Raw genomic sequence first — 23,612 nt, forward strand, 5'->3', positions numbered from 1 at the left:
CAGATGAATTTCAAGATCTTTTCCCTTAGCGTTCTTTTTACATTTTGTTTTTTCACCAACATTTTCGCGCAAACCGCCAATCCGCAGCAATACAAATACGTCTTCACTGTAGCGAAAGATGGTTCCGGAGATTTCAAATACATCCAGGATGCCATTGACGCCATGCGGGTGTATCCTTTAATGCCGATTGTACTTTACATAAAAAATGGTGTGTACAATGAAAAGATAGATTTACCCAATACCAATACAGATGTGCATTTCATCGGGCAGAGCGCAGACAGCACCATTATCACCTTCAATGACTATTCAGGAAGAGGAAAAAACACAACCTTTACTTCGTATACTGCAAAAATCTCTGGTAACAGATTCATTGCAGAGAACATTACATTCGCAAACGCTGCAGGACCTGTCGGACAAGCCGTTGCCCTGCACGTAGATGCAGACCAGGTAGTGTTTAAAAACTGCCGCTTTCTTGGCAACCAGGACACTATTTTTACCGGTGGTGAAATGTCGCGACAACTATTTACAGACTGCTACATTGAAGGCACGACTGATTTCATATTTGGCCCTGCCACAGCAGTGTTCACAAACTGTACTATTCGTTGCAAGGCCAACTCATTCATCACCGCTGCAAGTACAACCAAAGGAAAAAAGTTTGGTTATGTATTTTTGAATTGTAAAATAACAGCAGACACTTCGGTGAAGAAATTACTGCTTGGCAGACCATGGCGGGCAAATGCTAAAACCGTCTTCATGAATTGCTCTTTGCCAAAAGCTATAGCACCCCAGGGCTGGCACAATTGGGACAATCCACAAAATGAAAAGACTGTTTTCTATGCAGAGTATAACAACAGCGGAGAAGGCTACAGTCCGTCAACAAGATCTGCGTGGACGCATCAGTTGACTGACAAAGAAAGTAAAGAGTATACATTGGAAAATATTCTCGGCATCAACGATAAAAATTTCAACATAGAAATAAGCTGGTACAAGTTTGAGTCGAAACCATTTGAATGGCCGGGGAAGGGCAAATGACTGAATAACTGAGTTGTTGAATAATTCAATGACAGAACGATAAAGTAAATGTCGCAACGTCATTGCGAGGCCTGCGGAGAAAAAAAATCTGCGTTACAAAAACAAACTCAAAATATCGGTGATCGGCCGAGGCAATCTCCTGAACTCCGGCGGGGATTGCTTCGACCGCTCGTCGATTTTCAACATTACTCCTGTTCTTGAAAAATGCGTTCTCCCCCGGTCTCGCAATCACGGCAAGGGCGCTCCAGCTATTCAGTCAAAACGGTTTTCAAAACTTTTTTACTTTTGACTTTTTACTTCTATGCAAAAAACACTTTTTTCAATAGCACTATTTTTCTCGCTTTTCGCGCAGGCGCAGGAATTCATTCCTTTATGGCCGACAGGCAAAATGCCCAACACAAAGGGCATACGCCTTACAGACAGCATAGCCAATGAAAGAATATACAGAGTAGGCAATCCGGGAATGTATGCATTCTTTCCATCTTCACAAGAGAACAGAGGCGCTGCAGTGTTGATTTGTCCCGGTGGCGGCTATGAAAGACTGGCCTACATTACAAGTGGATGGCAACTCGCAAAATGGTTCAACTCTATTGGCGTTACTGCATTCGTGCTTAACTATAGACTACCCAACTCTCCTGATCTTGTTCAAAGAGAAACGGGACCATTAATCGACGCACAACGTGCAATGAAGATTATCAGAGCAAATGCAGTAAAGTGGAACTTTCAACCAAATAAAATCGGTATACAGGGAACATCTGCAGGCGGCCATCTTGCATCGCTCACTGCCGTGACAGAAAAAGAAATCGCGAACATTGGCGATTCGCTGGATAAAGTTTCTTCGAGGCCCAACTTCGCCATGCTCCTGTCTCCCGTTATCGATCTTGGAAAATATGCACACAAGGGCAGCCGCAACAATCTTTTAGGCACAGATACCTCAAAGGCTCGCATCGAACAATATTCTACTTACCTGCAAGTAACGTCCACCTGTCCGCCCGTATTCATGGTGCATGCATACAACGACAATGCTGTTCCTGTGAAAAACAGTTTGTTGTTTTACGAAGCATTGCTCGATAAACAAGTACCTGCATCCATACATATATTTCCACAAGGAGCCCACGCCATTATACTACACAACAATCCCGGCTCAGTTGAGCAATGGACAACATTGTTTGAAGCATGGCTCAGGGAGATGACGTTTTTAGTGGAAAAGAGATAAGCATTGACAAAGCAACCTGTTTTTCTTACATTGCCGTAGCATTGTTTAATCGTCTATAATGAATAACACCAAAGAATATGTGTGTCTTTTGGTTCAGGCTGTACTGCTGATGGCATGCGCAGATCATACAACGCCATCCGCAAAAATGCTTGATGAGTTGCAGTTGAAACGGGGACAAATTATTGCTTGTGGTCCGCCTGACAAAGAATTCGGAACAGTAGACTTTCGCATCACTGCCAGCAAAAATGTTCAGGAAGATTTCAACACAGCTGTTGCACTGCTTCATTCCTTCGAATACGATGATGCGGAAAAGGCATTTGCAAAAATAATTGATGAATCTCCCGGTTGTGCAATGGCATATTGGGGCGTGGCAATGTGCAATTTTCATCCTCTATGGGAACCTCCAACAGAAGCCAATCTTAAGAAAGGTTCGAAAGCCATAGAGATAGCCAATTCTATCAAACAACGATCACCAAAAGAAACCGCTTTTATCAACGCAATCGCTCTGTATTATAAAGACTGGAGTGCCACTGATCCACATAGCCGCGCAGTTCGTTTTGAAGATGCGATGCAGCAGTTGCACCAGGCATACCCTGATGACAGAGAGGCCGCAATTTTCTATGCACTATCGCTGGATGCTTCTTCAGCTCCGACGGACAAGTCATATACTCATCAAATAAAGGCGGGAAAAATATTAGACAGCCTGTATGCTGTGGCGCCAAATCATCCGGGCATTGTTCACTACATTATTCATACTTACGATTATCCCGGTATTGCCCATCTTGCACTAAATGCCGCCCGAAGATATGCAGACGTGGCACCTTCTTCTGCCCATGCCTTGCATATGCCGTCACACATTTTTACGAGGCTTGGATTATGGGATGAAAGCATTCGAATGAATACACGCTCTGTAGAAGCGGCGCAATGCTACGCACAGGCAGCAGGACTAAAAGGCCATTGGGATGAGGAGCTGCACGGAATCGATTATTTAGTGTATGCGTATTTGCAAAAGGGCGATAATAGTGCAGCAGAAAAACAACTACAATATCTATCGACGATCAAAGAAGTATCGCCTTCTAACTTTAAAGGAGTCTATACTTTCGCCGCGGTGCCATGTCGCGTAGCGCTCGAAAACAAAGACTGGAAAGCCGCAGCACAGCTGGCTCTTCAGCCCGCAAATGCACCATGGGAAAACTATCCGTGGCAGGAAGCGATTGTACATTTCGGAAAACTTTTGGGGCTTGTACATACCGGCAATGTTCACGCAGCCGAAACTGAATTGACAACATTGGAGGCGCTGCATGCAGGTCTCGTTAAGCAAAACGACACTTACAAAGCGAGACAGGTCGAAATACAAATGAATGCCGGTAAAGCATGGATCGCTTTCACAAATAAAGAACATACTCAAGCCTTATCGCTCATGGAAGCAGCCGCCAGCCAGGAAGACAGCGTTTCGAAGTCACCGGTAACACCAGGAGAAGTTTTGCCCGCAAGGGAGCTATATGCGGATATGTTGTTTGAAACACATCAATATGATGCAGCATTCGGGCAATATATTTTGGTGCTAAAAAAATCACCCAATCGATTCAACAGCCTCTTTCGTGCAGGAAGAAGCGCTGAGTTACTTGCAGATCATGCAAATGCAACTAAATATTACAAACAGCTGCTGGCAATTGCCGATCCTCATTCAACCAGGTCTGAATTAAAAACAGCTGATATGTTTTTGAAAAAACGTTGAGCGGGATGAGCGTCATCTGCAAAGTACGATGTGCGAAAGTCACTGAAGTGGTGCACTACCAAAATACATCCTCATAGTTATCAACAGACGAGGGCCCGGCATTCAGCTGCTCTCCCATTTTCAGCAGTTGCTCCGGTGTAAAACTCGTTTCAAGATAGGGAAACAATTCTCTTTCCTCGAATCGGATGTGGTTATCAATTGCGTCTGCAAGACTTGTTAATTGGCTTGCTTCCGGCGAATTACTCTCAGTTATTGAATCAATCAACGCTTTTATTTGCACATGTTCATGCAATGCTTTTTTAACTTTATCATCGTCGCTCTTTAACGCAAACAGGATATTTTCCTCCTCACGAAAATGTTCTTCGAGATCGTTTTGCCAGAAATATCCAACATATTTCCTGATACGTTCTGTGTCGACATTCTTCTTTAGTCCCTGTCTTATTTTCCAACAAAACAAAAGTCCTGAATGATGCTCGCGTGAAAGGCGCACGAGGTGCTCGCTTCGTTTGATAGGCATGGTGTGAAGTTAGGAATTAGAAATTGGAAGTTAGGAATTGGAACGCTTACCATTTCAAACAAATCAAAGAAACACCCTGTCGAGGCAGTGTGATTTTTGTTTCCAGGGGAGACTTTGACTTTTTTTCGATTACAAAATCTCTGGCCTTTTGCAATTGGCCGGCTTTTTGTAGTTCGTCAATTTGTGTCGTCGTAGGATTCTGCGGAGAGCCCATTTTTTTCCAGGCCTCATAAGAATTGCTGTGTTCGCTGTCAATTCTATATTCCGAAATTTCAACGCGTTTGCTTTCCAGACCGTCTAAAAGAATTGTAATAAGTTCTCCGTTGTCAGTACTGTCAACATCATGATAGTTCCAAACCATAATTGCAGCAGACTTTTTATCTGCTGAGGCTATAGCGCCGATATCCGTTGAGCTGCGAACACTCGAGTCCACGACGTTTCGCAATTCATACATACGTGTAGATTCAACAGTAACTCGTTTTCCCTTCATCTTTCCAAACATCCTGAATACATTCAACACCGGCTTATCTACACCATTGGTTGCGAGGTCGCGAAAACCGTAAAACCACGGCTGGTCCTCAAATTCAAACGACCATGAAACAGCGCCTTTAAAGTTCACTTTGTATTGATCCGCTAAAAGATATTCGCGTGCAAACGAAGCGGCAGTATAGCTCGAATACATTGTTCCGTTGCGATATGCATTTTCAGGGTTTGTCGCCATTCCACACGCAGCGCAACCTTCGGGATCAGATTCACCGATGATGATGGGAAGATCTTTTATCCGCGGATCTGACGCAACGAATTTGAAACCCGTTTCTATATCGCGCAGTTGCGGTCTCATATCCATCACAACGTGCCCATTAACAAGACGGGGCGCCCCTTTTGCATGAAACAATATTGCATCAACAGGAGTTCCGATTTTTCCTGTAACATAATTTTTTCCTTCGAAGCAATGCGCTACAAATGCACTCAACCATTTTTGCGCTCCTGCGCTTCTTGTTCCGGCAACGTTGATGCCACCGATCTTCCCATTTGGTAATGCTTTTTTGAATGCCTCTACGGTATAATCATACAACTTAAAAAATTCATCCATGGTGCCTTTCCAATAATCGCCGTTCGGCTCGTTCCAAAGTTCCCAATACCAACTCTCTACTTCCTTTTGTCCATAGCGCGATACACAATGCGTTACCCATGCGTACACAAGATCTGCCCACTTATGATAATCTTTTGGGGGATATGCCCAGCCGGTTATAATGTCCTTATATGGATCACCGGGTTTCCAGTAATGCCTGTATGGCTGCGGCTTTACGGACAGCGCTTCAGGCATGAAACCGATTTGTGCCAATGGCTTCATGCCTCTTTGCACGTAGGTATCGAAAATGCTGTCTACAATTTTCCAATAGTAAACAGGTCTTCCCAGTGAATCTTCCGTATAAATATTCGTAGAACCCCATTTCAATGCGGCATCTCCGTTTCCACTAGTAAGCAGATTATGCGCCCTTACATACACAGGCACCGGGCTTAACGCAGCAATTTCTGAAAGCAATTTCTTACCATCTTTCATGTATGAGTAGTTCGGCTCATCATAGCCAAACCAGGCCCATACGGGTTTCATGTCGCCGAGTTCTTTCCGGAGATCTACTTTAATCGTGGCTGTTTGAGCAAATGCGGATGAATAAAGAAAAAGAAGACAAAGTAATCGTTTCATGGAAGCTAATAGTATTAAAGTGACCAATGTTAAAATAAACATTTTAATTGTATTGTTGACGTTTATTTTAGTGAGCACGCAGATGAAATCAGTTCAATCAACGTCATCTGCGTGCTCACAATCCTCTCTCAAATCATATTTTCCTGTGACAATGGTCATTTGATCCGGCTATTCCATTTGATATTTTCGTATCAGGTTTCAACAACCTTCTTTACCCCCCGGCCCTGGTGTTGAAAACAAATACGGATACTTTGTTCAAGTAGCTGATATCTCTAACGTTTTGTAATAGAAAAAGGAAAGCATATGAAAACAATTGTTGTCACTACAGACTTTACACCTATTTCTCAGAATGCCGTGGACTATGCTACAGAACTGGCTCTATTCCTGCAAATGAAACTATCGATTCTGCATGTAGCCTCCATACCACTTTCTTTCAGCGAGGTGCCATCCCCCATTTTTGATCTTATCGAAATGCAATCTGACGCAGAAATCGAGCTGGCGAGGCTTAAAGAAAGTATTATAGATGAAACCGGTGGATTACTCTGTGTAGAAACAGATATGAGGATTGGCGACGCCGTTTCTGAAATAAACGATTACTGCAATGCCGCTAAACCTTATATCGTCATAATCGGAGCGGAAAGCGCCAATGCGTTTGAGAAATTTTTATTTGCCGGAAAAGCAATATCTGCATTAAGACAGCTTGCATGGCCCTTAATCGTTGTGCCACCTACTGTGAAGTTTTCCAACATTCGCAAAGTGGCGCTCGCCTGTGACTGCAAGGACGCGATTTCTACACTTCCTCTCACCTACATAAAAACGCTGGTTACCGATCTGCATGCGCAATTGCAAGTGGTGCATATTGCAAAACATGACCACGACCCTAACACACTACGCTATGAAAAAGAGTTTGAATGGCTGAAGAACGTACTAAAAGGGACTTGCTCTAAATATCATGTCCTGCACGGTGAACATGTTGAAGAATGCCTGACGGAATTTGCTGAAAAAAATAAAATAGACCTCATGATTGTAATTCCCAGGAAATACAACCTATTGAGAGATCTGTTCGGACACAGCCATTCACAAAACCTGGTGCTTCATACTCACGTGCCTGTAATGGCCGTCCACTAAAAAACACTACCATGGTTAACAGTGCATATACCCGGAAGCTTGGCGACATCCACGCCTGCGATATAATTTCTGTGGGAGGCAAGAATGCAATACTTGGCGATATGTACTCAAAACTTTCACCTCTGGGCATAAATGTGCCGGATGGTTTTGCTGTCACCTCGTTTGCATTCGAACATTTCCTGACCGCCAATGTATTGCATCAGCGATTGCACGAACTAATGCATCAGTTGGACCGCGAGACCTTTTCTAACCTGAAAGAAATTGGTGCAGCAGCAAGGGCTATGATCCTCGCAGGCACGATCCCCTATTATATGATAGTGGCCATAAGAGAAGCTTACGACGAATTGTGCCATAGTGAAGGTGAACAGGTAAGCGTTGCTGTGCGCAGCAGTGCATCGGCAGAAAATCTTCCGCTCGCAAGCTTTGTGGGTTTGCATGAAAGCTTTCTGAATATTGACGATGCAGACACTCTGCTCGATTCCATCAAAAAATGTTTCGCTTCACTTTATACAGACCGTGCCATAAAATACAGGGAAGACAATCATTTTACGCACGCAAAATTATTCTTCTCGGTCGGTGTTCAAAAAATGGTACAGTCACGCTGCGGCGCTTCCGGGATGATCATTGAGCTGGATGGTACCGGCGACATGCTTGACGTAAGCGCTGTAAAAGGATTTTGCAAAGACATTGTAAAAATGACGCGGCCTGATCATTACCTCGTTTTTAAACCCGCATTGGAGCTTGGCAAAAATCCTATTCTTAGAAAACGATCGGGCAGAAAAAAAGAACAACCTTCTCAAGTGGACAAGGAAGTATTTGTCGCCGAACCTGTACTTCCCGAATTTCCAAACTACATATTAACCGATGATGAAATAGCAATGCTTGCAAAATGGGCAAGCATTATATGCGAACACTATGGAAAATCAATGGACATAGAATGGGCAAAAGACGGCAACACAGGCAAACTCTACATTGTGCGTGCTAGGCCGCGCCGGCAGCAAGTGTGTAATACAATTCCCATAAAAAAAGCTGTTAGTTGGTAACCGACAAGCTTAAGTTAATTGGCTATTTTTGCAGTTACTGAAATCTGCCACCTGCCGAAAAAATCAACAAATAAAATAATGACATGGATAATAAAAATGAAGTAAAACCAGCGCAGGCAGGTCATACGCCTTTTACCCAAACATATTTCCACGGCACAAAGGCAGACCTTAAAATTGGCGACCTGATCGATATTAATTTTAACTCGAATTTCGGGCAACAGAAAAAAGCAAAATACATTTATCTTTCAGCAACGCTGGACGCTGCCGTTTGGGGAGCAGAGTTGGCTGCCGGCAACGAACGTGGAAGAATATATTTGGTAGAAGCAACAGGTCCTATCGAAGATGATCCGAATTTAACTGATAAAAAATTCCCTGGCAATCCAACAAAGTCGTACCGATCCCAACACCCGTTTAAAGTGGTGGGAGAAGTTACCATTTGGCAGGGACATTCTCCTGAGCAACTAAAAGCGATGAAGGAGGGCGTGCAGAGGGCGAAGGAAGAGGGCATTGAGGCAATTGAGTGAATTGGAAATTGAAAGTTGAAAATGCTTTAGCTGGAAGTTTGTTTTGATCAAATAGACATTCATTGTATGCCAAGTAAAATAACAACAGAGTTTTTCAAAAAACTTCATTTTCAACTTTCAATTTTCAATTATTGTTCAACTCTTAACTTTCATTTTCAACTTTCAATTTTCAATTTTCAACTAAAAAACCATGGACAATACTCGGGTATATAAAATGTCTTTCGCCAGCGTTTACCCGCTCTACATAAACAAAGCGGAAAGAAAAGGCAGAACAAAGGAAGAAGTTGATCACATTATATTCTGGCTAACGGGATATGATGAAAAAGCTTTGCAAAAGATCATTGACAACAAAACTGATTTTGAAACCTTTTTTGCCAAAGCAAAATTGAATCCAAATGCATCAAAAATTACCGGTGTGATATGCGGTTATCGTGTAGAAGAAATTGAAGACAGACTGATGCAGCAGGTTCGCTATTTAGATAAGCTGATCGATGAACTGGCAAAGGGCAAGACGATGGAAAAAATATTGCGTAAATAAATGCAGGCAAACAAATGAAAAAGACACCATTGTTGATTTTGATTATGGCGACATCATTTTGTTTTGGTTTCGCTTTCAAGACAATCATTTCAAAGCAACCGGATAAGCCAGCGGCTATAAAAAAAGCGACAGGCATCGGTGGCATTTTTTTCAAGTGCAAAGATCCTAAGAAAATAAGAGAATGGTACAAAACAAATCTTGGACTGAACACAAACCAATATGGCGCTGTGTTTGAATGGCATCAGGGCGCAGACAGCACAAAGAAAGGCTTTACGCAATGGAGCCCTTTTAAGGAAACAACGAAATACTTCGAGCCTTCTACAAAGGAGTTCATGATCAATTACAGAGTGGAAAATTTGACGGCGCTTTTAGAAGAATTGAGGAAAAACGGCGTTACAATTACGGACACTATTGAAACGGCGGCATACGGAAAATTCGTGCATATTCTTGACCCGGAGAACAACAAAATAGAATTGTGGGAACCAAATGATGTTGAGTATGAAAAGTTAGGAAAACAAATGGGCGCTGAAACAACGAAGTAAAAGCCGCTATCCTGTTCCGCAAGACATCACAAACGGCGAATAACAGGAATTTCAATCACGTCCATGACTTTAACAGACTAAATCATTCTTTTAACATTGGGCGTGTTCAGATGACAATTATTAAGCTTATCTTACACCATTCACAAACGCCTTCTCCTTTCACACTAGATAATTGTTCAATCCTAAAAAATAATAATGAAGCTATTACAGGCCGTTACCGACCCTATTTACGATCATGCTTATGAGGAAACTGCATACGATGGATTCTGGCTCAGATTTATGAATGACAAACGTGACCTTCCTTTTATTCATTTGTTGACGCTAATACATCTTACAGTAGCTCCAATTGCTATTTTGTTATTCACCAATGTGCTGACGGGTTGGGCGTGGTGGCTGGTTGCCGCCGGTTATTTTTACATTTCCCAATTTTATTTTAAGGGCCGGTTTGGCTTGATGTTTCATTGCCTTTGTCATCGCAAAACATTCAAAACATCCTACCAAAGCAAATTTCATTTTTATATCACCTGGCTCGTATGTCCTTTTTTTGGTCACGCACCGGAAGGATACTTTAGCCATCACCTTGGCATGCACCACGTCGAAAATAATACAGAAGAAGATTCCAGCAGCACGATGTTTTATCAGCGGGATAGTTTTCGAAGTTTTCTAGCTTATTTTTCAAATTTTATTTTGTTGGGCTTCAAAGAAACTTTTCAATACTTGTATGTACGCAAAAGAAAAACATTGTATACAAGATTCACGTTTGGTGAATGGTTGTATATTTTGTTTTGCATAGGCATGTGCTTTGTAAATCTAAAAGCGGCGCTGGTTGTTTTTGTGATCCCACTGGCATTTGCACGTTTCGTAATGATGCTGGGAAACTGGACGCAACATTCGTTTATTGATCATACAAATCCTGACGATATTTTTACCAACTCCATCAATTGTATCAATACCAAATACAACCATATTTGCTGGAACGACGGTTATCACATTATTCATCACCTTCGCCCGGGCATGCACTATACCGAAATGCCGAATGAGTTTTGGAAACGCAAAGACGAATTTGCAGAAAAGAAAGCGATTGTATTTGACGGCATCCACTATTTGCACGTCTTCTTTTATTTGATGACGAAACAGTACAACAAACTTGCCGACAATCTTGTAAACATTAATGGGATGTTTGACTCGCGAGAACAAGCAATTCAATTGATGCGTGAGAGGACGAGGAGATTGGCTTCGTAATATTTTATACTGTCTTTTTGCTATTCAGGATGTTCCAACGAGCATCCTGAACAGCAAAAGAAAAAGTTTTCCTCTAATTCAACAGACCCACCTCTTTTAGTTTTAGTTTAAGTGTATAGGACCACAAGTCAGTTGCAACTATTTTACCATCGGGACCAATTAATATACCTGTGGGGTATGCGAGGTTGTGATACTTTTCGACAATTAAATTTTCCTTATCAGATAAGATATTGGGCCAAGGTATTTCTTTCTCTAGAATTGCTCTCCTGGCTTTTTGAAGAGTATCCTCTCCAACGATGCCAATGAATGCAATTTTTGAAGAATCCATCTTAGCATACATTTCTTTCAGTGCAGGAATTTGGCTCAAACAAGGACCGCACCAACTGCCCCAGAAATCAACAAACACATATTTGCCAGTATAGTTACCCAGTGCAATAGTTTTATCACTCAAGATATCATTTCCTGTAAATTGTATTGCGCGATAGCCAACCTGTGAGCTTTCAATATTTTTACCATCAACAAGAGTTTTTTTCAATAGTAGCATCCCATCGTTTATGTTTACTCCTGTTATACTGTAAAAATTTTCGCCTACTTTAAGAAACTCGTTTCTTTTAACCAGTGCATTTTTATCAAGCTTACCACCCGAGTATAAGCCGGCTTGAAAAACCCAAAAAGACGGATTAACAAACCCATGACTTATGGCGATTTTATATGTAGTGCCCCCTTGTTTCAAACTCGCTACTGCATACTGAGAAAAACAGTAACAATAATTACTCTCATCCTTGAAAATCAACAACGGTATTTGTTTTGAAACTGTTTTACCAATCTGGTACCTTACATTTTTTGAATATTTAACAAGACTGTCCACATTCGAAAGCGATGTCGTTTGTGGAGTAACAACAGGTTCTTCGTCGCTAAAATCGCCATTATTGTTGTAGTCCACCAGTAGTATCTCGTCTCCTTTTTCGTTAGTACCTTTTACAAACAAAACGATACAAGCTATAGAATCCGGGGTCAAATTTCTGAGAGAAAGATTTATTTGCTTTTCCGCCACACATTCTTCAAATCCTTCCTTCGAAAGGTACCCTGAGCGGTAGTTTTGATAAACCCATTGCTCACCATCAATAAATATAAAACCCTTTTTGACGTTTTTTAAGCCGGAGGGAATGCCGTTATATTGAAGGGCTTTAATGGACTTGTAAAACGGATGACCTTCTGGTGGCTCAGTAAAATTCAAGCCTCCATATCCGTGTTCAAATGGCCCAAAGCCGGAAACATAAGTAATGGGCAATTTCAGTTCATCACTCTTTTGAGCGAACGACGATACTGTGTACAAAAGTGCCACAGCCAATAGAACAGGTTTCATTTGTTTAGAGATTAGGGTTAAGGTTGTAATATAAAGAAAATCGTTTTAGTTTATCAATGCCCGTTAAAAATAACATACAACACTACCATCGTAATGATCAGTAATATCCACGCTCTCCAAACCCTTTTGGTTGGTTTTGGCAGATCATGTGTTGCATGTGCATCTTTATCCATCACAACCGGTGACGGATCGAGCAACGAAATGATGATGGCTGCAATAAGGAGAAATAAAAAAATGAAGAATGACAATAACAAGTAGTGCGGCCAGAAGTGATATTTATCGGGCGTAAACACCCACAGATACAATACGCCAACGCCAAGACTAAAAGCAGAGCCAATTGAAAGGATTACATTCACTGCCTTACGTGTTGTACGCTGCCAGAAAACAGTAAGCAAAAACACCACAGACAAAGGCGGCGCAATGAAACCAAGTACGGATTGAAACACATCAAACAAATTCAGACCTTTGATGCTGTCAATGGCCAGGGCCATCATAATAGCAAAAAGACAACCTCCTATTACGGTCATTCTTCCCACTTTTATGATTTGCTCATTTGTAGCGTTTGGATTGATCTTCTTTGCATACACATCCATTGTAAAAACTGTACTGAGTGAATTAAGCGAAGAACCGATGGTTCCTACCAACACCGCTATCAACACAACGATCACCAAACCATTCATGCCTGGCGGAAAGAGATTCGTAACCATGGTCATGTAAGCTTCGGCAGGATCTTTCAAATGCGGAAATAAAATAAAACACAAAATGCCTGTAAGGATGAACAACGGAAGCGACAATATTTTCAGCCAGCCAATGAAGTTCACACCCAATTGCCCCTGCTCCAAATTCCTTGCGCCCAGCACCGACTGTACCATCGCCTGATCTGTACAGAAGAAAGCAACAGCTGCTACCGGATAGCCGAATAATATTGCATACCATGGATATTTAGGATCAGAAGCAGGACGAATCAAATTCCAGTAATGCCCCGGCACGCTGCTAAATACTTTTGACAAGCCACCTACTTTCGAAACACCCATTACTGTAAGTGTGAGTGAAACGCAGATCAACAAAATCATTTGGAAGACATTCACTTTGGCAATGGCTTTTAAGCCTCCGGCAAATGCAAACAAACCCGCAAATAACACCAACACGATAACGGATTCCCACATAGGAATACCCAATATTTGCCTAACCAGAAAACCTCCGGCAAACAAACCAAGCGAAAGCCATGAGATCAATATTTTAATGAGTGCATACCATGCTAAAATATTACGTGTAGAATCACCATAACGATTTCCCATAAATTCGGGCATCGTGGTTACGTTGGCCAAGAGATAACGAGGCGCAAATACCATTGCCAGCAACAGCAAAAACACAAACGCATACCAATCGAAATTCACCGCCACAATACCGGTGCTGTAGCCAATACTCGCAAACGCCAGCAACATTGATGGTCCCACGTTCGTGCCCCACATATTGAAGCCAATGCTCGGCCAATCAAGCGATTTATTTGCAAGGAAAAGCGATTCTCCTGTTTTCTTCTTTTTACCAAAACTGGCTCTGTAACCAATCACTATCAAGATGATCAGGTAAGTCACTACAATGGCGTAATCCAGCGATGTTAAGCGTTCTACAATGTTATTCACAGCAAGCTTTAGTTAGTTGTCATTTATTAGTTTGATAAGTGGCCTAATCCTAAACGCTTAACGCAGTTGCAGAAAATTCAGCTCCCAGCGTTAGGCGTTGAGCAATCAAAGGCCATACTCATTCAACACATCCTTTATCTTTACCGGCTGACCTGTTTTCAACGTGCGGTCCATTGCCTGTAATAATGCAATCGTGCCAATGCCTTCTTTTATGTCTGGATATGCTACAAAATCCTGTTCGATGGAATCAGCGAAGTATTCGAGGTAATTTTGATACTCTCCTGCGTGGTGACTTTGGCCCTCAAAACGAAAATAATGTTTGAGTGTTGAGTCGCCCCACACTACAATTTTTTCCTCACCTGTTTTGTCTGTTACACTATAGCGTAATTCATGATAATCGGCCTGGCTGGCGCCTTCTGTGCAGCGCAGTATGCAGCTCATGCCACTATCACGCTGTGCGGGTTGTGTAGGTCCAGTGTACGCGCCACTTACGCGGGCTATGCGTCCATCCGCAGCTTTAAAAATAAAATGCATGGTGTCTTCATTTTTCAAGCCGGCTTTTTTTCCGTTGCTACTGATCATGCCGTAGCCCATCACTTCTTCAATGTCCGGCAGATACCAGCGAATAAAGTCTGCCGGATGACTTAAGCCGCCATACAACCATTTGAATGACTCCTGCAGCGACCAACTTTTTTCCAAAAACCAACGGTGATCAGCATGGTAGTGACTTTCAATGGTGATCAGTTCGCCAAGTAATCCAGCTTCAAAATCTTTTCTTTGTCTTTTTGCAGGCTCAAAAAAGCGGGAGCTCTGGCCTACAAATACTTTCTTCTTTGTTTGCTCACTTAGTTTGAGCAACTCTTTTGCATCTGCGAGATTGTCTATAAAAGGCTTTGTACAAATTACGTGCTTACCATGTTGCAACGCCAGCTTCACATGTTGGGCATGTAAATGATCGGGGGTATAAATTGCAATCACATCAATTTCCGGATCATTCAACATGTCCTGGTAATTGGTGGTGTATTGATGAAAGTCAAATTCTTTTGCACGTTGTTTGCAAAGCTCTTCCTTTGCATCGCAAATGGTCTTCAATTTATATTTCTTACTATGCAGCGCCGCAGACATCGTGCTTCTGCCCTCTCCGAGTCCAAGTATGCCAAGTTGTAACATGTTATGAGCTATGAGTTTTGAGTGATGAGTTTTGAGTGATGAGCCTTCTGTTCGGCATTCATGTGTTTCATTCCAATAAAGAATTTCGCACCTATTAATTCTTAATTGTTAATTCTTAATTGTTTTAAAAACACCCACGTCTCCCCTTTCGTCGTCCCCTCAATTCCTTCCTGGTATTTTTTCATCCGTTGGTTCCATTCATCCACTCTCGGGTTGTTTTCTGTCGTTTTTGGATTTAATTCGTCGAGACTCGCTCCTTTCGGAATGCTGATGACAAGCATCAACTGCCTGCCATTTTTATATACCAACAATTGCTGAAAACTGGCGTTGCAAAAGCCTTTGGAAACCTCGGGCCATTTTTCAAATTGCGTGGCATGATAGTCAAGATATTCACATTGTAAAGAGGTATCGTTTACCAGGTTAGCAGTCAGAATAATATTATCCCACTCTTTTGCTGTTGTTGTATCGCTGCAATGCTTGCGGTTAAAATTGTAAAAAGGATTTTGATACACCTTAATCTCTGCCTTTGGATATACCGTACGAATTCGTTGTTGAACGCCCTCCAAATCATCTATTGCACCGTACAACACAAGATGATTTTTCCATTGATATACCTCTGAAACAGAGGGTTCTTTTTTTTTACCAATGGTAATCAAAGAATCAGGATGTAGTTCCTTGCCGGCAGTATCAATTACTTCAATAAGTACAGGAGTTTGAGTAGTTGATTTTATATTACCGATAGTAGATGATGAAGATACAGACTGGCTATTTTCCTGGCAGGAAATCAACCCTGCAATACAAATGCAAACAAGGTTCAAATAAACAGTAGAACGGAGCGAACTTTGAAATAGGTTTCTCATTAGCAAGTTTTCAATTTTGCAAAGTTGATGGATTACTCAACAATTCTTCAGAATTAATTTCAAATATAATAATTGTCATTTATACACTTTTGATTTAGTCCTGTAATTTTTTAGCACAAAGCTGATGCAATCTGCATCTAAGCAGGACGGTGCAGGACGGTTCGGATCTAACCTCTTGTGCTACTGGAACTTTAAATAATTTAGAATCAATTTCTATTTCTAAATTTCTGTATCGAATCGTAATCTCTATTTTTCTACGTCCTTTTACCTTGCCAGCGCCTCCCCCTGTGTAACAGATACTATTAATATGAACGGTCTGGAAATTTAAGCCTTATCTTCAACAAAAACATTTTCTAACTTCAATAGCGCAACACTTTACATTTACCTATGGCAAATACAATTAAAGTAGCGTACAAAGGAAAACCTGTATCTGTCGAAAAGGTTGGCAATCCGGGGGAAAATCTTTACAAAGCAGTATTTGAGAACCGCCCTCCTTTGTTTATAAGGCGAATTCAAACTTTCATGGGCACAGTATGGAACTCTGTGCCAGAAGGCAACCAGGCACTTGCCGGAGAGATTGGCAAACTGATAGAGAAACATTTTCGATAGCTGAGAATGCTTCGACAAGCGCGGGATGACAGCGTGAGCAAAATGTCTCGCTGAATTTGTCGAAACATTTTAGGTAACTAAAATCCGTTCAATAAAAAATGGCCCGGAACTATACCGGGCCATTGCTGCTTGTTTATTTCTACACTATATCAAAATCGTTTATTATTTCGACAGGTATCCGTTGTATTCTGCGTCGGTCGCACAATCCCACCACACAGGCATGCTCCATATGTTTGGATCTGTTGCGTGTGGATTTAGTGCGAGGGCATTTGTTATGTTGTAATTCAATTCAAGTGTGTTTGGTAAACTCCAGCGACGTGGCCAATACCTTGGGTCTGAAGCTCCGGAACCTGTATATAGCGCAGTACCAGAGAACAACGGACTTCTCTGAAATGCGGGATACACCACACCAAAGCTTCCTACGTTTCCTACACTATAATTGAAACGACGCATGTCGTTCCAGTTCTCAATGCTACAGCCCATTGCGAGATATTTTTGCAACATGACATCCGACATTGTCGGGTTGCCTTGTGCCACTGCTGCACTTGTCATGTATGCACTAATATCACTTGCTTTCATCGGAGCCATATCAGGATTGGTAGCAGTGTAACCTGCAGCCTGCCATGAGGTCAGCTTTGCCTGCATCATATCCATGTGCGCCTGAATGCCTGCGAGGTATGCGGTTTTAGCATTTGCCCCATCATTTTTACGCAAATACACTTCGGCTTTTATGAAACACATTTCATGATAAGTCAAAATTTCCTGATCGGAAACCGGACGAACCTGGAATGATCCAGTCGAAGCAACAACACCAGCATTAAATGCGGCTGTTTGTTGATACCAGCTAACATCCAGTGGTCCTTGCGCCGTGATGCCTGATGTTGCAATTGCACTGCTGCGAAGGTTTACATATACGGTATCGCCGGCAAGCAGATAGTTAGGGCTATTAATATAATAAGTTCCTGTTGGATAAATTACGACCACGGTATCGTTTCTTACTCTGAAAGTGCGACCGTATGCCATCTGGTCGTTGATAAAATTCTGACGATCCGTTGCATTGGTAATCTTGTATCTAATAGAATCGTTCTTTGTCGAATACGTAACCGATGTAATAGAAGCGGAGCCACCTTTTACCAGTCTTGTTGCTGTACCATGCACATCCACTCCAATGCCCCGTAGCCATGTATAAGACGATATTCTGCCACTGCCATCCAGCTTAACATTTGCCATTGAGGCAGGCACAATCTTAGTCATCCGTGGATCAACCACACCGGAGCCGCGCATGTTCGTAAGCTTGTCAACATAATACTGCGTGAGGCGTTGCGTGCTACCAAATGCAGCATAGTCAAAGTTGCCATTTGTTACGACCGGATCGCTAATTAAATAGTCTACTACGGTACTGTTGTTGAAGCCCGGCCCCACGGTATTGTCAGCATTTGACTGCGGACCTTTTGACAAACAATACAAAATTGAATCAGGATTATACAGGTCAGCCTTCTTTGAAAGTTTAAGCATATAACGTGCTTTCAACCCCCAACACAGTTTTATCCATTTGTCCACATTACCTGCACTCCACAAATCTCCTGTGGCAAGTGCTGTAACAGTAGCATCCTGCGGTTTATTAAAGAGACTGATGGCTTCATTTAATTTTGCCATACATCCGTTATATATTGCTTTGCCATCATCAAAACCGGGACTAGGATTTTTCGTGAGCGCCTGTGTATAAGGCATTTCACCGTAAAGATCAAGCATCTCCATAAAACCGAGAGCATGGAACACATCTGCGGCGGCCATATAATGATAGGCATTTTGTTTTTTTGCAGCATCATACAGATCATTAAGATTGGAGGCCACTTCTACAAACCATGTCTGGTAAGGCGTAGTGTTACCGGTGTTTACCGTCCAGGTCGTACTGAGCTGATTTCCACTGGTACCATTGGTACTGTAGTAGACACCTGCCTGGGCCGCGGCTCGATAATTGGAAACACCCGAGGTGTATTGATAAAAGTGTTCAATCCACGGAAGCCTGTTTTGAAGTGCAGCACTTTCATTATTCGGGCTGCTCGGATCTGTATTTACATCCAACCATTTTTTACATGAAGTTGCACCCACGAGGAGCAGACAACCAAGTATTATATATTTTGAGGTTCTCATAATTTGCTTTTTTTCATTGGTTAAAAGGTAACATTTACTCCGAACGTGAAACTAGCAACTGCAGGCACTCCGAGATAATCTATGCCAGTGGAGCCAGACCCTCCTGTTCCACCCGCTGCGCTCACTTCAGGATCCATTCCTTTGTAGTTTGTCCACGTAAACAAGTTGGTACCCACTGCTGTTGCCGAAAGATCTTTGATGATCTTCTTGCTCCTGATAATGCCGCCAAAATCATACGTTAACGACAGGGAGCGCAGTTTCAGCCAGTTTACTGACTGAATAAAATTCATTGAATTGGCAGCGTAGTTTAACCAGTATTGCTGGATCATATAGGTGCCCGCGAAGTTGACACCATTAATAGTATAAGTTTGGCCCGCTGTATATGTCTGGGTAAAGTCAGTGCCTGTCTGGCTGTTAACACCGGTTACAGTTACCGATTGACGATCGTTCTGCAAAGTCTGCTTACTTAACCCATTTGTAATCATCGCATACTCGGTACCGTTATAAACGGCTCCTCCTCTGCGGAAGTCAAGAAGGAATGACAACAAAAATCTTTTGTATCTCAATGTGTTGTTCAGGCCGCCAATGAAGTCCGGTTCACGATTACCCACCACCGGGCTGGTTGTATTTACTTTATACAATCCACTTGTAGGATCCACCTGGTAGCGGCCGTTTGGCATTTCAACTTTGTTCGCATCCAGTTCGCGTAACCATGTTGTACCGGTCATTCCAAGGAAATAGCCACCATTTGGAACAGAAGCAGCTTTTACAGTTCCGAACTGTGCATCGGTTGGATAAAAATAACTCACACCGGGAAGGAAGGTTCCCAGCCTGCCTTTGTTGTAGGACCAGTTCAGTGTAACATCCCATCCAAAATCTTTTTTGACAACCGGCTTGCCTGTAAGTGAAATTTCCATTCCCGTATTGAGTACAGAACCGGAGTTTATGGACTTAAAGATATATCCGGAAGCATTAGACAAACGTGGTTGAGCAATCTGATTGCTTGTTTCGCTGTGATAGTAGGTATAGTCCAAACCAATGCGGCCATTTAAGAATCTGAACTCACCACCAATTTCCCATGACTTTTGAATTTCAGGCAGCAGCAAGGGATTACCACTCGTGTACTGATTACCCACTCCGGTAAACGAACTAATGGTTATGGGGCTATTCAAGTAAGTAAGCGTAGCGTAAGGGTTTGCATCTTTACCAACTTGCGCCCAGCTTCCACGCACTTTACCAAATGAAAGAATTGAATTTTTAGGCAACAATGAAGTAAATACAAATGAGCCACTTACTGATGGATAGAAATATGACCTATTGTCCAAAGGCAAGGTAGACGTCCAGTCGTTACGACCTGTTGCGGTAATGTAGGCGATATCTTTATAAGACAAACCAACTTCGCCGTAAGCCCCTACCAGGCGTTTCTGCGTTACTCCGTCTTTGAAGAATTGAGTGGTTGTTGCAATATTATTGAAGTTGATTGAATTGGCTGTAATGAAATTATAGCCCCAGTGATTCTGATTCGCCACATCTGTTTTTTCTGAAGTCGTTCCCAACATCAGGTGTGTATCAAAATCGCCAAATGATTTATGGAAATTACTCATCACAGTTGTTGTCACATAAGTGTAATTAACCTGGTTCTTGCTCAGGCGTCCGTTTTGATACGTCGGGCTTACAGCAGATCCCGGAGCAATGTATGTATAGTCATTGGTGCTATACTGGTCGTAACCCACGCGACCAATAACATCCCACCAGCTTGCAAGTTTAAATGTGGCATTAACTCCCCCGGTGAAACGTTTTGTCTGCGATGTTAAATCATCCATGTTGACTATCCAGTATGGGTTATCAATATCATTCTCCAGAGGCACAGTCCCTGCATAAATACGATGCTGCGTTCCATCCGGATTTATATAGTTCTTCATGTTGAACACCTGCGGAAAGCTATACACACCGCCCATTGCACCACCACCACCACCGGCATACAAACCGGCAGTAGTCAGGGTTCTGTCTGTATTGGCATTTGAGTAAGCTGCATTCGCGCTTACAGTAAGACGACCATATTTTTGCTCGCCATTAAAACGGAAAGTAGTTTTCCTAAAGCCTGTAGCCGGCACTATACCTGTTTGGTTAAAGTTAGAACCAGACAAATAAAAAGAACCGTTCTTCGAGCCACCGGATACACTTACGTTATTATCATAAATAGTACCATGTTGAAAGAAACTGCCAATGTTATCGTATATAGAATCAGTAGCAATCTTTTGTCCCCATGAGTTATACATCAGCAATGTTGTACCGGAAAGAGGGTTGCTGGCATAAGTGTTATTGTTAAACACTCCATTGCTGGTGTAAGACCCGTTACCAAAAGTTGTTTGGGCGTCCGGTAGTTTATTTGCCCATGAGGTGCTGATCTTACTGCTTACATTCACTTTCACATTTCCTTCCGATCCTTTTTTTGTAGTGATGATGATCACACCATCAGCAGCTCTTGATCCGTACAACGCAGCAGCGGCCGCACCTTTCAGTACTGATAAGTTTTCAATGTCTTCGGGGTTAACGTCCATGATACGGTTTGAGTAAGTAGTATTGCTGCGCGATAAACCATCAGTACCGGTGTTGCCAGTAACGGTAGTTGAGTTGTCGTATATAATACCATCGATAACAAACAATGGCTGGTTCTGTCTGCTATCCGATGTAGAGTTACCACCGCGAATAGTGATAGAAGCGCCTGCACCTGCAGAACCACTGAATTGTGTAATGTTTACACCAGGCACCTTACCGGTTAAAGAGTTCACGAGGTTAGTATTTTTATTCTTCATCAGTTCACCGGCATTGATGTCAGTTACTGAATAACCTAAAGCTTTACGTTCTTTTTTAACGCCCATGGCTGTTACAACGACATCTTCCATTTGGTGGCCTTCATCTTTTACAAGACGCACCACCATGCCGGGCGAAGCCTTTACTTTTTGCGTTGCAAAGCCTACATAGCTGAATTGCAACATGGCGTTTGCATTTGCAGTGATTGAAAATTTACCGGCATTGTCGGTGGCAACAGCCTTATTTGTGCCGCCTATCACCACAGTAACACCTGCGAGTGGTGTGCCATCATCTGAAAGCACTGTTCCCGTAATGGGAACCGTTTGAGCGATCAGGTTGTTTGTGATCATGTAAAACATTGCAAACATGATCAAACTAAAAAACTTCCATTTTCTCATAGTTTTTACATTTTGGTTTTTACAAAATTTGCATACCCATTTACCTGCACTACGTGCATTAGTAGTTCACGGACAGGATTGGGCTCGAATTAAATGAATGATTTTTCTTTAAAGTACTTGTTTACGTTCAGTGTAGTAACTTTATGAACTGGGTCGGACGCTCGTCACTGTATATCTTTAAGTGACGACGATTTGAATTGAGGGTGCGGTGTAGTTGTTTGTAGTAAAGGTTTTGAGCGCCAGGTATAGCGGTGGCTGCTGCGGTAAAATACGCATCCGCGCAACCACCCCTGTTGTCAACAGTTGTTTTCTCATGTGTTATTCGGAATTATTGTGTGTTTATAAAAGTTGAACGCCTTTGCTTCTGTATGCCGCAAGCCTTTCGTCATTTGGATCCAGTTCGGTAATGAGCACATCAATCGAAGCTGCATCGCAAATGAGTAATTGATCTTTACTATTTACTTTTTCCGAAATAGATAAAGCCACTGTTTTTTTTGCTTGTTGTATCATCGCACGTTTCACTTCCACTATTTCCCAATCGTTATCCGTTATACCTGCGTAAGGGTCTATCGCATTAATACCAATCAGGCACAAATCCGCATTTATTTGCCGGATTGCCGAGATCGCAGTACCCCCTACGGTTATTTTTGAATTCCTGGATCCTCTGCCGCCCAGCAGGACCACTTCTATATTTGGGTGATACATATATTCCAGGGCAGCAGGTATGCTGCCTGTAACGAACGTAGCCTGTAAACCTTCCGGTAGCATGCGTGCCAGCTCCAGTATAGTTGTTCCACCTGATGTAAAGATCAACATGCCATCCCGTATAAGATGCAACGCCTTAGCGGCAATCGATCTTTTACTTTCCAAAGCATATACCTCTTTATCTTTTACATTGTGATGAAACGACCGGGACAATGCTCCTCCATGAACTTTGATAACTTTTCCATCCCGCGAAAGCTCCATAAGGTCGCGACGTATAGTGTCTTCCGAAACCTTCAGCAATTCGCTAAGGTTTGTCGAAAGCACTTTATTGTGCAGATTCACCTGATGCAGGATCAAAGCGTGTCGTTCTGGTTTAAGCATGTTAGCCGTGGCTACTTGTACTTAAATATATATAAAAACCGTAAAAAAATGCAATAAAAAATAGGTTCCTGCAAAAAAGACGCGTTTTTCTGCCGATGATACCCGGGTATAGAAATTCGAAATCCCATATCAGGTAAGCTGTCCCCAAAATTAAAAGCAGCCTTTGTGTATGAATTACGGGCTTTCTCTAAAAGCTTAAATAAACAAGCCTGAAAGTTTTTTGATGATGAACATTACAACCATCTGCTTGTTGATATTGCAAATGTGAACGTGCTATTAATCAG

At 42.2% G+C, this 23,612-nt stretch carries 19 protein-coding genes; 10 read left to right on the forward strand and 9 right to left on the reverse strand.

The genetic code is table 11. The features are described from left to right. The first annotated feature begins 3 nt into the window (after window positions 1–3). The 3 genes from QJ048_RS15790 to QJ048_RS15800 all read left to right on the forward strand — a co-directional run bounded on the left by QJ048_RS15790 (window position 4) and on the right by QJ048_RS15800 (window position 3,986). A complete protein-coding gene (locus tag QJ048_RS15790; RefSeq protein ID WP_282335364.1) occupies window positions 4–1,032 on the forward strand; it encodes a pectinesterase family protein in 1,029 nt (342 codons plus the stop codon). 301 nt (window positions 1,033–1,333) lie between these two features. Beyond that, window positions 1,334–2,248 carry an alpha/beta hydrolase gene (locus QJ048_RS15795; protein WP_282335365.1) on the forward strand — a complete coding sequence of 305 codons (915 nt, stop codon included), beginning with the start codon at window positions 1,334–1,336 and terminating at the stop codon, window positions 2,246–2,248. A gap of 58 nt (window positions 2,249–2,306) precedes the next feature. Further along, window positions 2,307–3,986, forward strand: coding sequence for a tetratricopeptide repeat protein (locus QJ048_RS15800; RefSeq protein ID WP_282335366.1), 1,680 nt, complete (start codon window positions 2,307–2,309; stop codon window positions 3,984–3,986). 55 nt (window positions 3,987–4,041) lie between these two features. On the opposite strand, the gene QJ048_RS15805 is transcribed toward QJ048_RS15800, so the two are convergent. Continuing rightward, the gene (locus tag QJ048_RS15805) at window positions 4,042–4,503 is read right to left on the reverse strand and encodes a hemerythrin domain-containing protein (protein WP_282335367.1); all 462 of its coding nucleotides are present in this window, start codon (window positions 4,501–4,503) and stop codon (window positions 4,042–4,044) included. 46 nt (window positions 4,504–4,549) lie between these two features. Beyond that, window positions 4,550–6,211 carry a GH39 family glycosyl hydrolase gene (locus QJ048_RS15810; RefSeq protein ID WP_282335368.1) on the reverse strand — a complete coding sequence of 554 codons (1,662 nt, stop codon included), beginning with the start codon at window positions 6,209–6,211 and terminating at the stop codon, window positions 4,550–4,552. 303 nt (window positions 6,212–6,514) lie between these two features. On the opposite strand from QJ048_RS15810, the gene QJ048_RS15815 reads away from it, so the two are divergent. From QJ048_RS15815 to QJ048_RS15840, 6 genes are all read left to right on the forward strand, one after another. Then, window positions 6,515–7,339 (forward strand): universal stress protein, encoded by an 825-nt coding sequence (locus tag QJ048_RS15815; RefSeq protein ID WP_282335369.1) that lies wholly within the window; start codon window positions 6,515–6,517, stop codon window positions 7,337–7,339. An 11-nt stretch (window positions 7,340–7,350) separates the two neighbouring features. Then, window positions 7,351–8,382 (forward strand): PEP/pyruvate-binding domain-containing protein, encoded by a 1,032-nt coding sequence (locus QJ048_RS15820; RefSeq protein WP_282335370.1) that lies wholly within the window; start codon window positions 7,351–7,353, stop codon window positions 8,380–8,382. Between the two features lie 83 nt (window positions 8,383–8,465). Then, the gene (gene arr, locus QJ048_RS15825; RefSeq protein ID WP_282335371.1) at window positions 8,466–8,906 is read left to right on the forward strand and encodes an NAD(+)--rifampin ADP-ribosyltransferase; all 441 of its coding nucleotides are present in this window, start codon (window positions 8,466–8,468) and stop codon (window positions 8,904–8,906) included. Window positions 8,907–9,096: 190 nt separating this feature from the next. Beyond that, entirely contained in the window at window positions 9,097–9,444 is a 348-nt protein-coding gene (locus QJ048_RS15830; RefSeq protein ID WP_282335372.1) for a DUF2200 domain-containing protein, read from the forward strand. Window positions 9,445–9,458: 14 nt separating this feature from the next. Continuing rightward, complete coding sequence (locus QJ048_RS15835; RefSeq protein ID WP_282335373.1) at window positions 9,459–9,986, forward strand: VOC family protein; 528 nt, start codon at window positions 9,459–9,461, stop codon at window positions 9,984–9,986. Window positions 9,987–10,181: 195 nt separating this feature from the next. Then, window positions 10,182–11,228: a fatty acid desaturase family protein gene (locus tag QJ048_RS15840; protein ID WP_282335374.1), complete on the forward strand. Its 1,047-nt coding sequence runs from the start codon at window positions 10,182–10,184 to the stop codon at window positions 11,226–11,228. A gap of 73 nt (window positions 11,229–11,301) precedes the next feature. Here the strand turns inward: QJ048_RS15840 and QJ048_RS15845 are convergent, their stop codons facing one another. The 4 genes from QJ048_RS15845 to QJ048_RS15860 form a co-directional block, all read right to left on the reverse strand. Continuing rightward, on the reverse strand, window positions 11,302–12,594 hold the full coding sequence (locus QJ048_RS15845; protein WP_282335375.1) for a TlpA family protein disulfide reductase: 1,293 nt from the start codon (window positions 12,592–12,594) through the stop codon (window positions 11,302–11,304). A 53-nt stretch (window positions 12,595–12,647) separates the two neighbouring features. Beyond that, window positions 12,648–14,237: an SLC5 family protein gene (locus tag QJ048_RS15850; protein ID WP_282335376.1), complete on the reverse strand. Its 1,590-nt coding sequence runs from the start codon at window positions 14,235–14,237 to the stop codon at window positions 12,648–12,650. Window positions 14,238–14,342: 105 nt separating this feature from the next. Further along, entirely contained in the window at window positions 14,343–15,407 is a 1,065-nt protein-coding gene (locus QJ048_RS15855; protein ID WP_282335377.1) for a Gfo/Idh/MocA family protein, read from the reverse strand. Window positions 15,408–15,508: 101 nt separating this feature from the next. Next, entirely contained in the window at window positions 15,509–16,267 is a 759-nt protein-coding gene (locus QJ048_RS15860) for an L-rhamnose mutarotase (protein WP_282335378.1), read from the reverse strand. Between the two features lie 387 nt (window positions 16,268–16,654). Here QJ048_RS15860 and QJ048_RS15865 point away from each other — a divergent pair, with 387 nt between their 5' ends. After that, window positions 16,655–16,876 (forward strand): hypothetical protein, encoded by a 222-nt coding sequence (locus QJ048_RS15865; protein WP_282335379.1) that lies wholly within the window; start codon window positions 16,655–16,657, stop codon window positions 16,874–16,876. A 162-nt stretch (window positions 16,877–17,038) separates the two neighbouring features. Here QJ048_RS15865 and QJ048_RS15870 read toward each other — a convergent pair whose 3' ends face one another. The 3 genes from QJ048_RS15870 to QJ048_RS15880 all read right to left on the reverse strand — a co-directional run bounded on the left by QJ048_RS15870 (window position 17,039) and on the right by QJ048_RS15880 (window position 23,328). Then, window positions 17,039–19,030, reverse strand: a complete 1,992-nt coding sequence (locus QJ048_RS15870; protein WP_282335380.1) for a SusD/RagB family nutrient-binding outer membrane lipoprotein — start codon at window positions 19,028–19,030, stop codon at window positions 17,039–17,041. Between the two features lie 20 nt (window positions 19,031–19,050). After that, window positions 19,051–22,242: a SusC/RagA family TonB-linked outer membrane protein gene (locus QJ048_RS15875; RefSeq protein WP_282335381.1), complete on the reverse strand. Its 3,192-nt coding sequence runs from the start codon at window positions 22,240–22,242 to the stop codon at window positions 19,051–19,053. 339 nt (window positions 22,243–22,581) lie between these two features. After that, on the reverse strand, window positions 22,582–23,328 hold the full coding sequence (locus tag QJ048_RS15880; RefSeq protein ID WP_282335382.1) for a DeoR/GlpR family DNA-binding transcription regulator: 747 nt from the start codon (window positions 23,326–23,328) through the stop codon (window positions 22,582–22,584). Between the last annotated feature and the right edge of the window lie 284 nt (window positions 23,329–23,612).

This window comes from Pinibacter soli (assembly GCF_029961145.1).
In the GTDB taxonomy this organism is placed as follows: Bacteria; Bacteroidota; Bacteroidia; order Chitinophagales; family Chitinophagaceae; genus Pinibacter; species Pinibacter soli.

Excerpts from the sequence above, each read along its gene's own strand:
- QJ048_RS15790 (WP_282335364.1), top strand. The coding sequence starts at position 4 with ATGAATTTCAAGATCTTTTCCCTTAGCGTTCTTTTTACATTTTGTTTT.
- QJ048_RS15795 (WP_282335365.1), top strand. The coding sequence starts at position 1,334 with ATGCAAAAAACACTTTTTTCAATAGCACTATTTTTCTCGCTTTTCGCG.
- QJ048_RS15800 (WP_282335366.1), top strand. The coding sequence starts at position 2,307 with ATGAATAACACCAAAGAATATGTGTGTCTTTTGGTTCAGGCTGTACTG.
- QJ048_RS15805 (WP_282335367.1), bottom strand. The coding sequence starts at position 4,503 with ATGCCTATCAAACGAAGCGAGCACCTCGTGCGCCTTTCACGCGAGCAT.
- QJ048_RS15810 (WP_282335368.1), bottom strand. The coding sequence starts at position 6,211 with ATGAAACGATTACTTTGTCTTCTTTTTCTTTATTCATCCGCATTTGCT.
- QJ048_RS15815 (WP_282335369.1), top strand. The coding sequence starts at position 6,515 with ATGAAAACAATTGTTGTCACTACAGACTTTACACCTATTTCTCAGAAT.
- QJ048_RS15820 (WP_282335370.1), top strand. The coding sequence starts at position 7,351 with ATGGTTAACAGTGCATATACCCGGAAGCTTGGCGACATCCACGCCTGC.
- arr (WP_282335371.1), top strand. The coding sequence starts at position 8,466 with ATGGATAATAAAAATGAAGTAAAACCAGCGCAGGCAGGTCATACGCCT.
- QJ048_RS15830 (WP_282335372.1), top strand. The coding sequence starts at position 9,097 with ATGGACAATACTCGGGTATATAAAATGTCTTTCGCCAGCGTTTACCCG.
- QJ048_RS15835 (WP_282335373.1), top strand. The coding sequence starts at position 9,459 with ATGAAAAAGACACCATTGTTGATTTTGATTATGGCGACATCATTTTGT.
- QJ048_RS15840 (WP_282335374.1), top strand. The coding sequence starts at position 10,182 with ATGAAGCTATTACAGGCCGTTACCGACCCTATTTACGATCATGCTTAT.
- QJ048_RS15845 (WP_282335375.1), bottom strand. The coding sequence starts at position 12,594 with ATGAAACCTGTTCTATTGGCTGTGGCACTTTTGTACACAGTATCGTCG.
- QJ048_RS15855 (WP_282335377.1), bottom strand. The coding sequence starts at position 15,407 with ATGTTACAACTTGGCATACTTGGACTCGGAGAGGGCAGAAGCACGATG.
- QJ048_RS15860 (WP_282335378.1), bottom strand. The coding sequence starts at position 16,267 with ATGAGAAACCTATTTCAAAGTTCGCTCCGTTCTACTGTTTATTTGAAC.
- QJ048_RS15865 (WP_282335379.1), top strand. The coding sequence starts at position 16,655 with ATGGCAAATACAATTAAAGTAGCGTACAAAGGAAAACCTGTATCTGTC.
- QJ048_RS15870 (WP_282335380.1), bottom strand. The coding sequence starts at position 19,030 with ATGAGAACCTCAAAATATATAATACTTGGTTGTCTGCTCCTCGTGGGT.
- QJ048_RS15875 (WP_282335381.1), bottom strand. The coding sequence starts at position 22,242 with ATGAGAAAATGGAAGTTTTTTAGTTTGATCATGTTTGCAATGTTTTAC.
- QJ048_RS15880 (WP_282335382.1), bottom strand. The coding sequence starts at position 23,328 with ATGCTTAAACCAGAACGACACGCTTTGATCCTGCATCAGGTGAATCTG.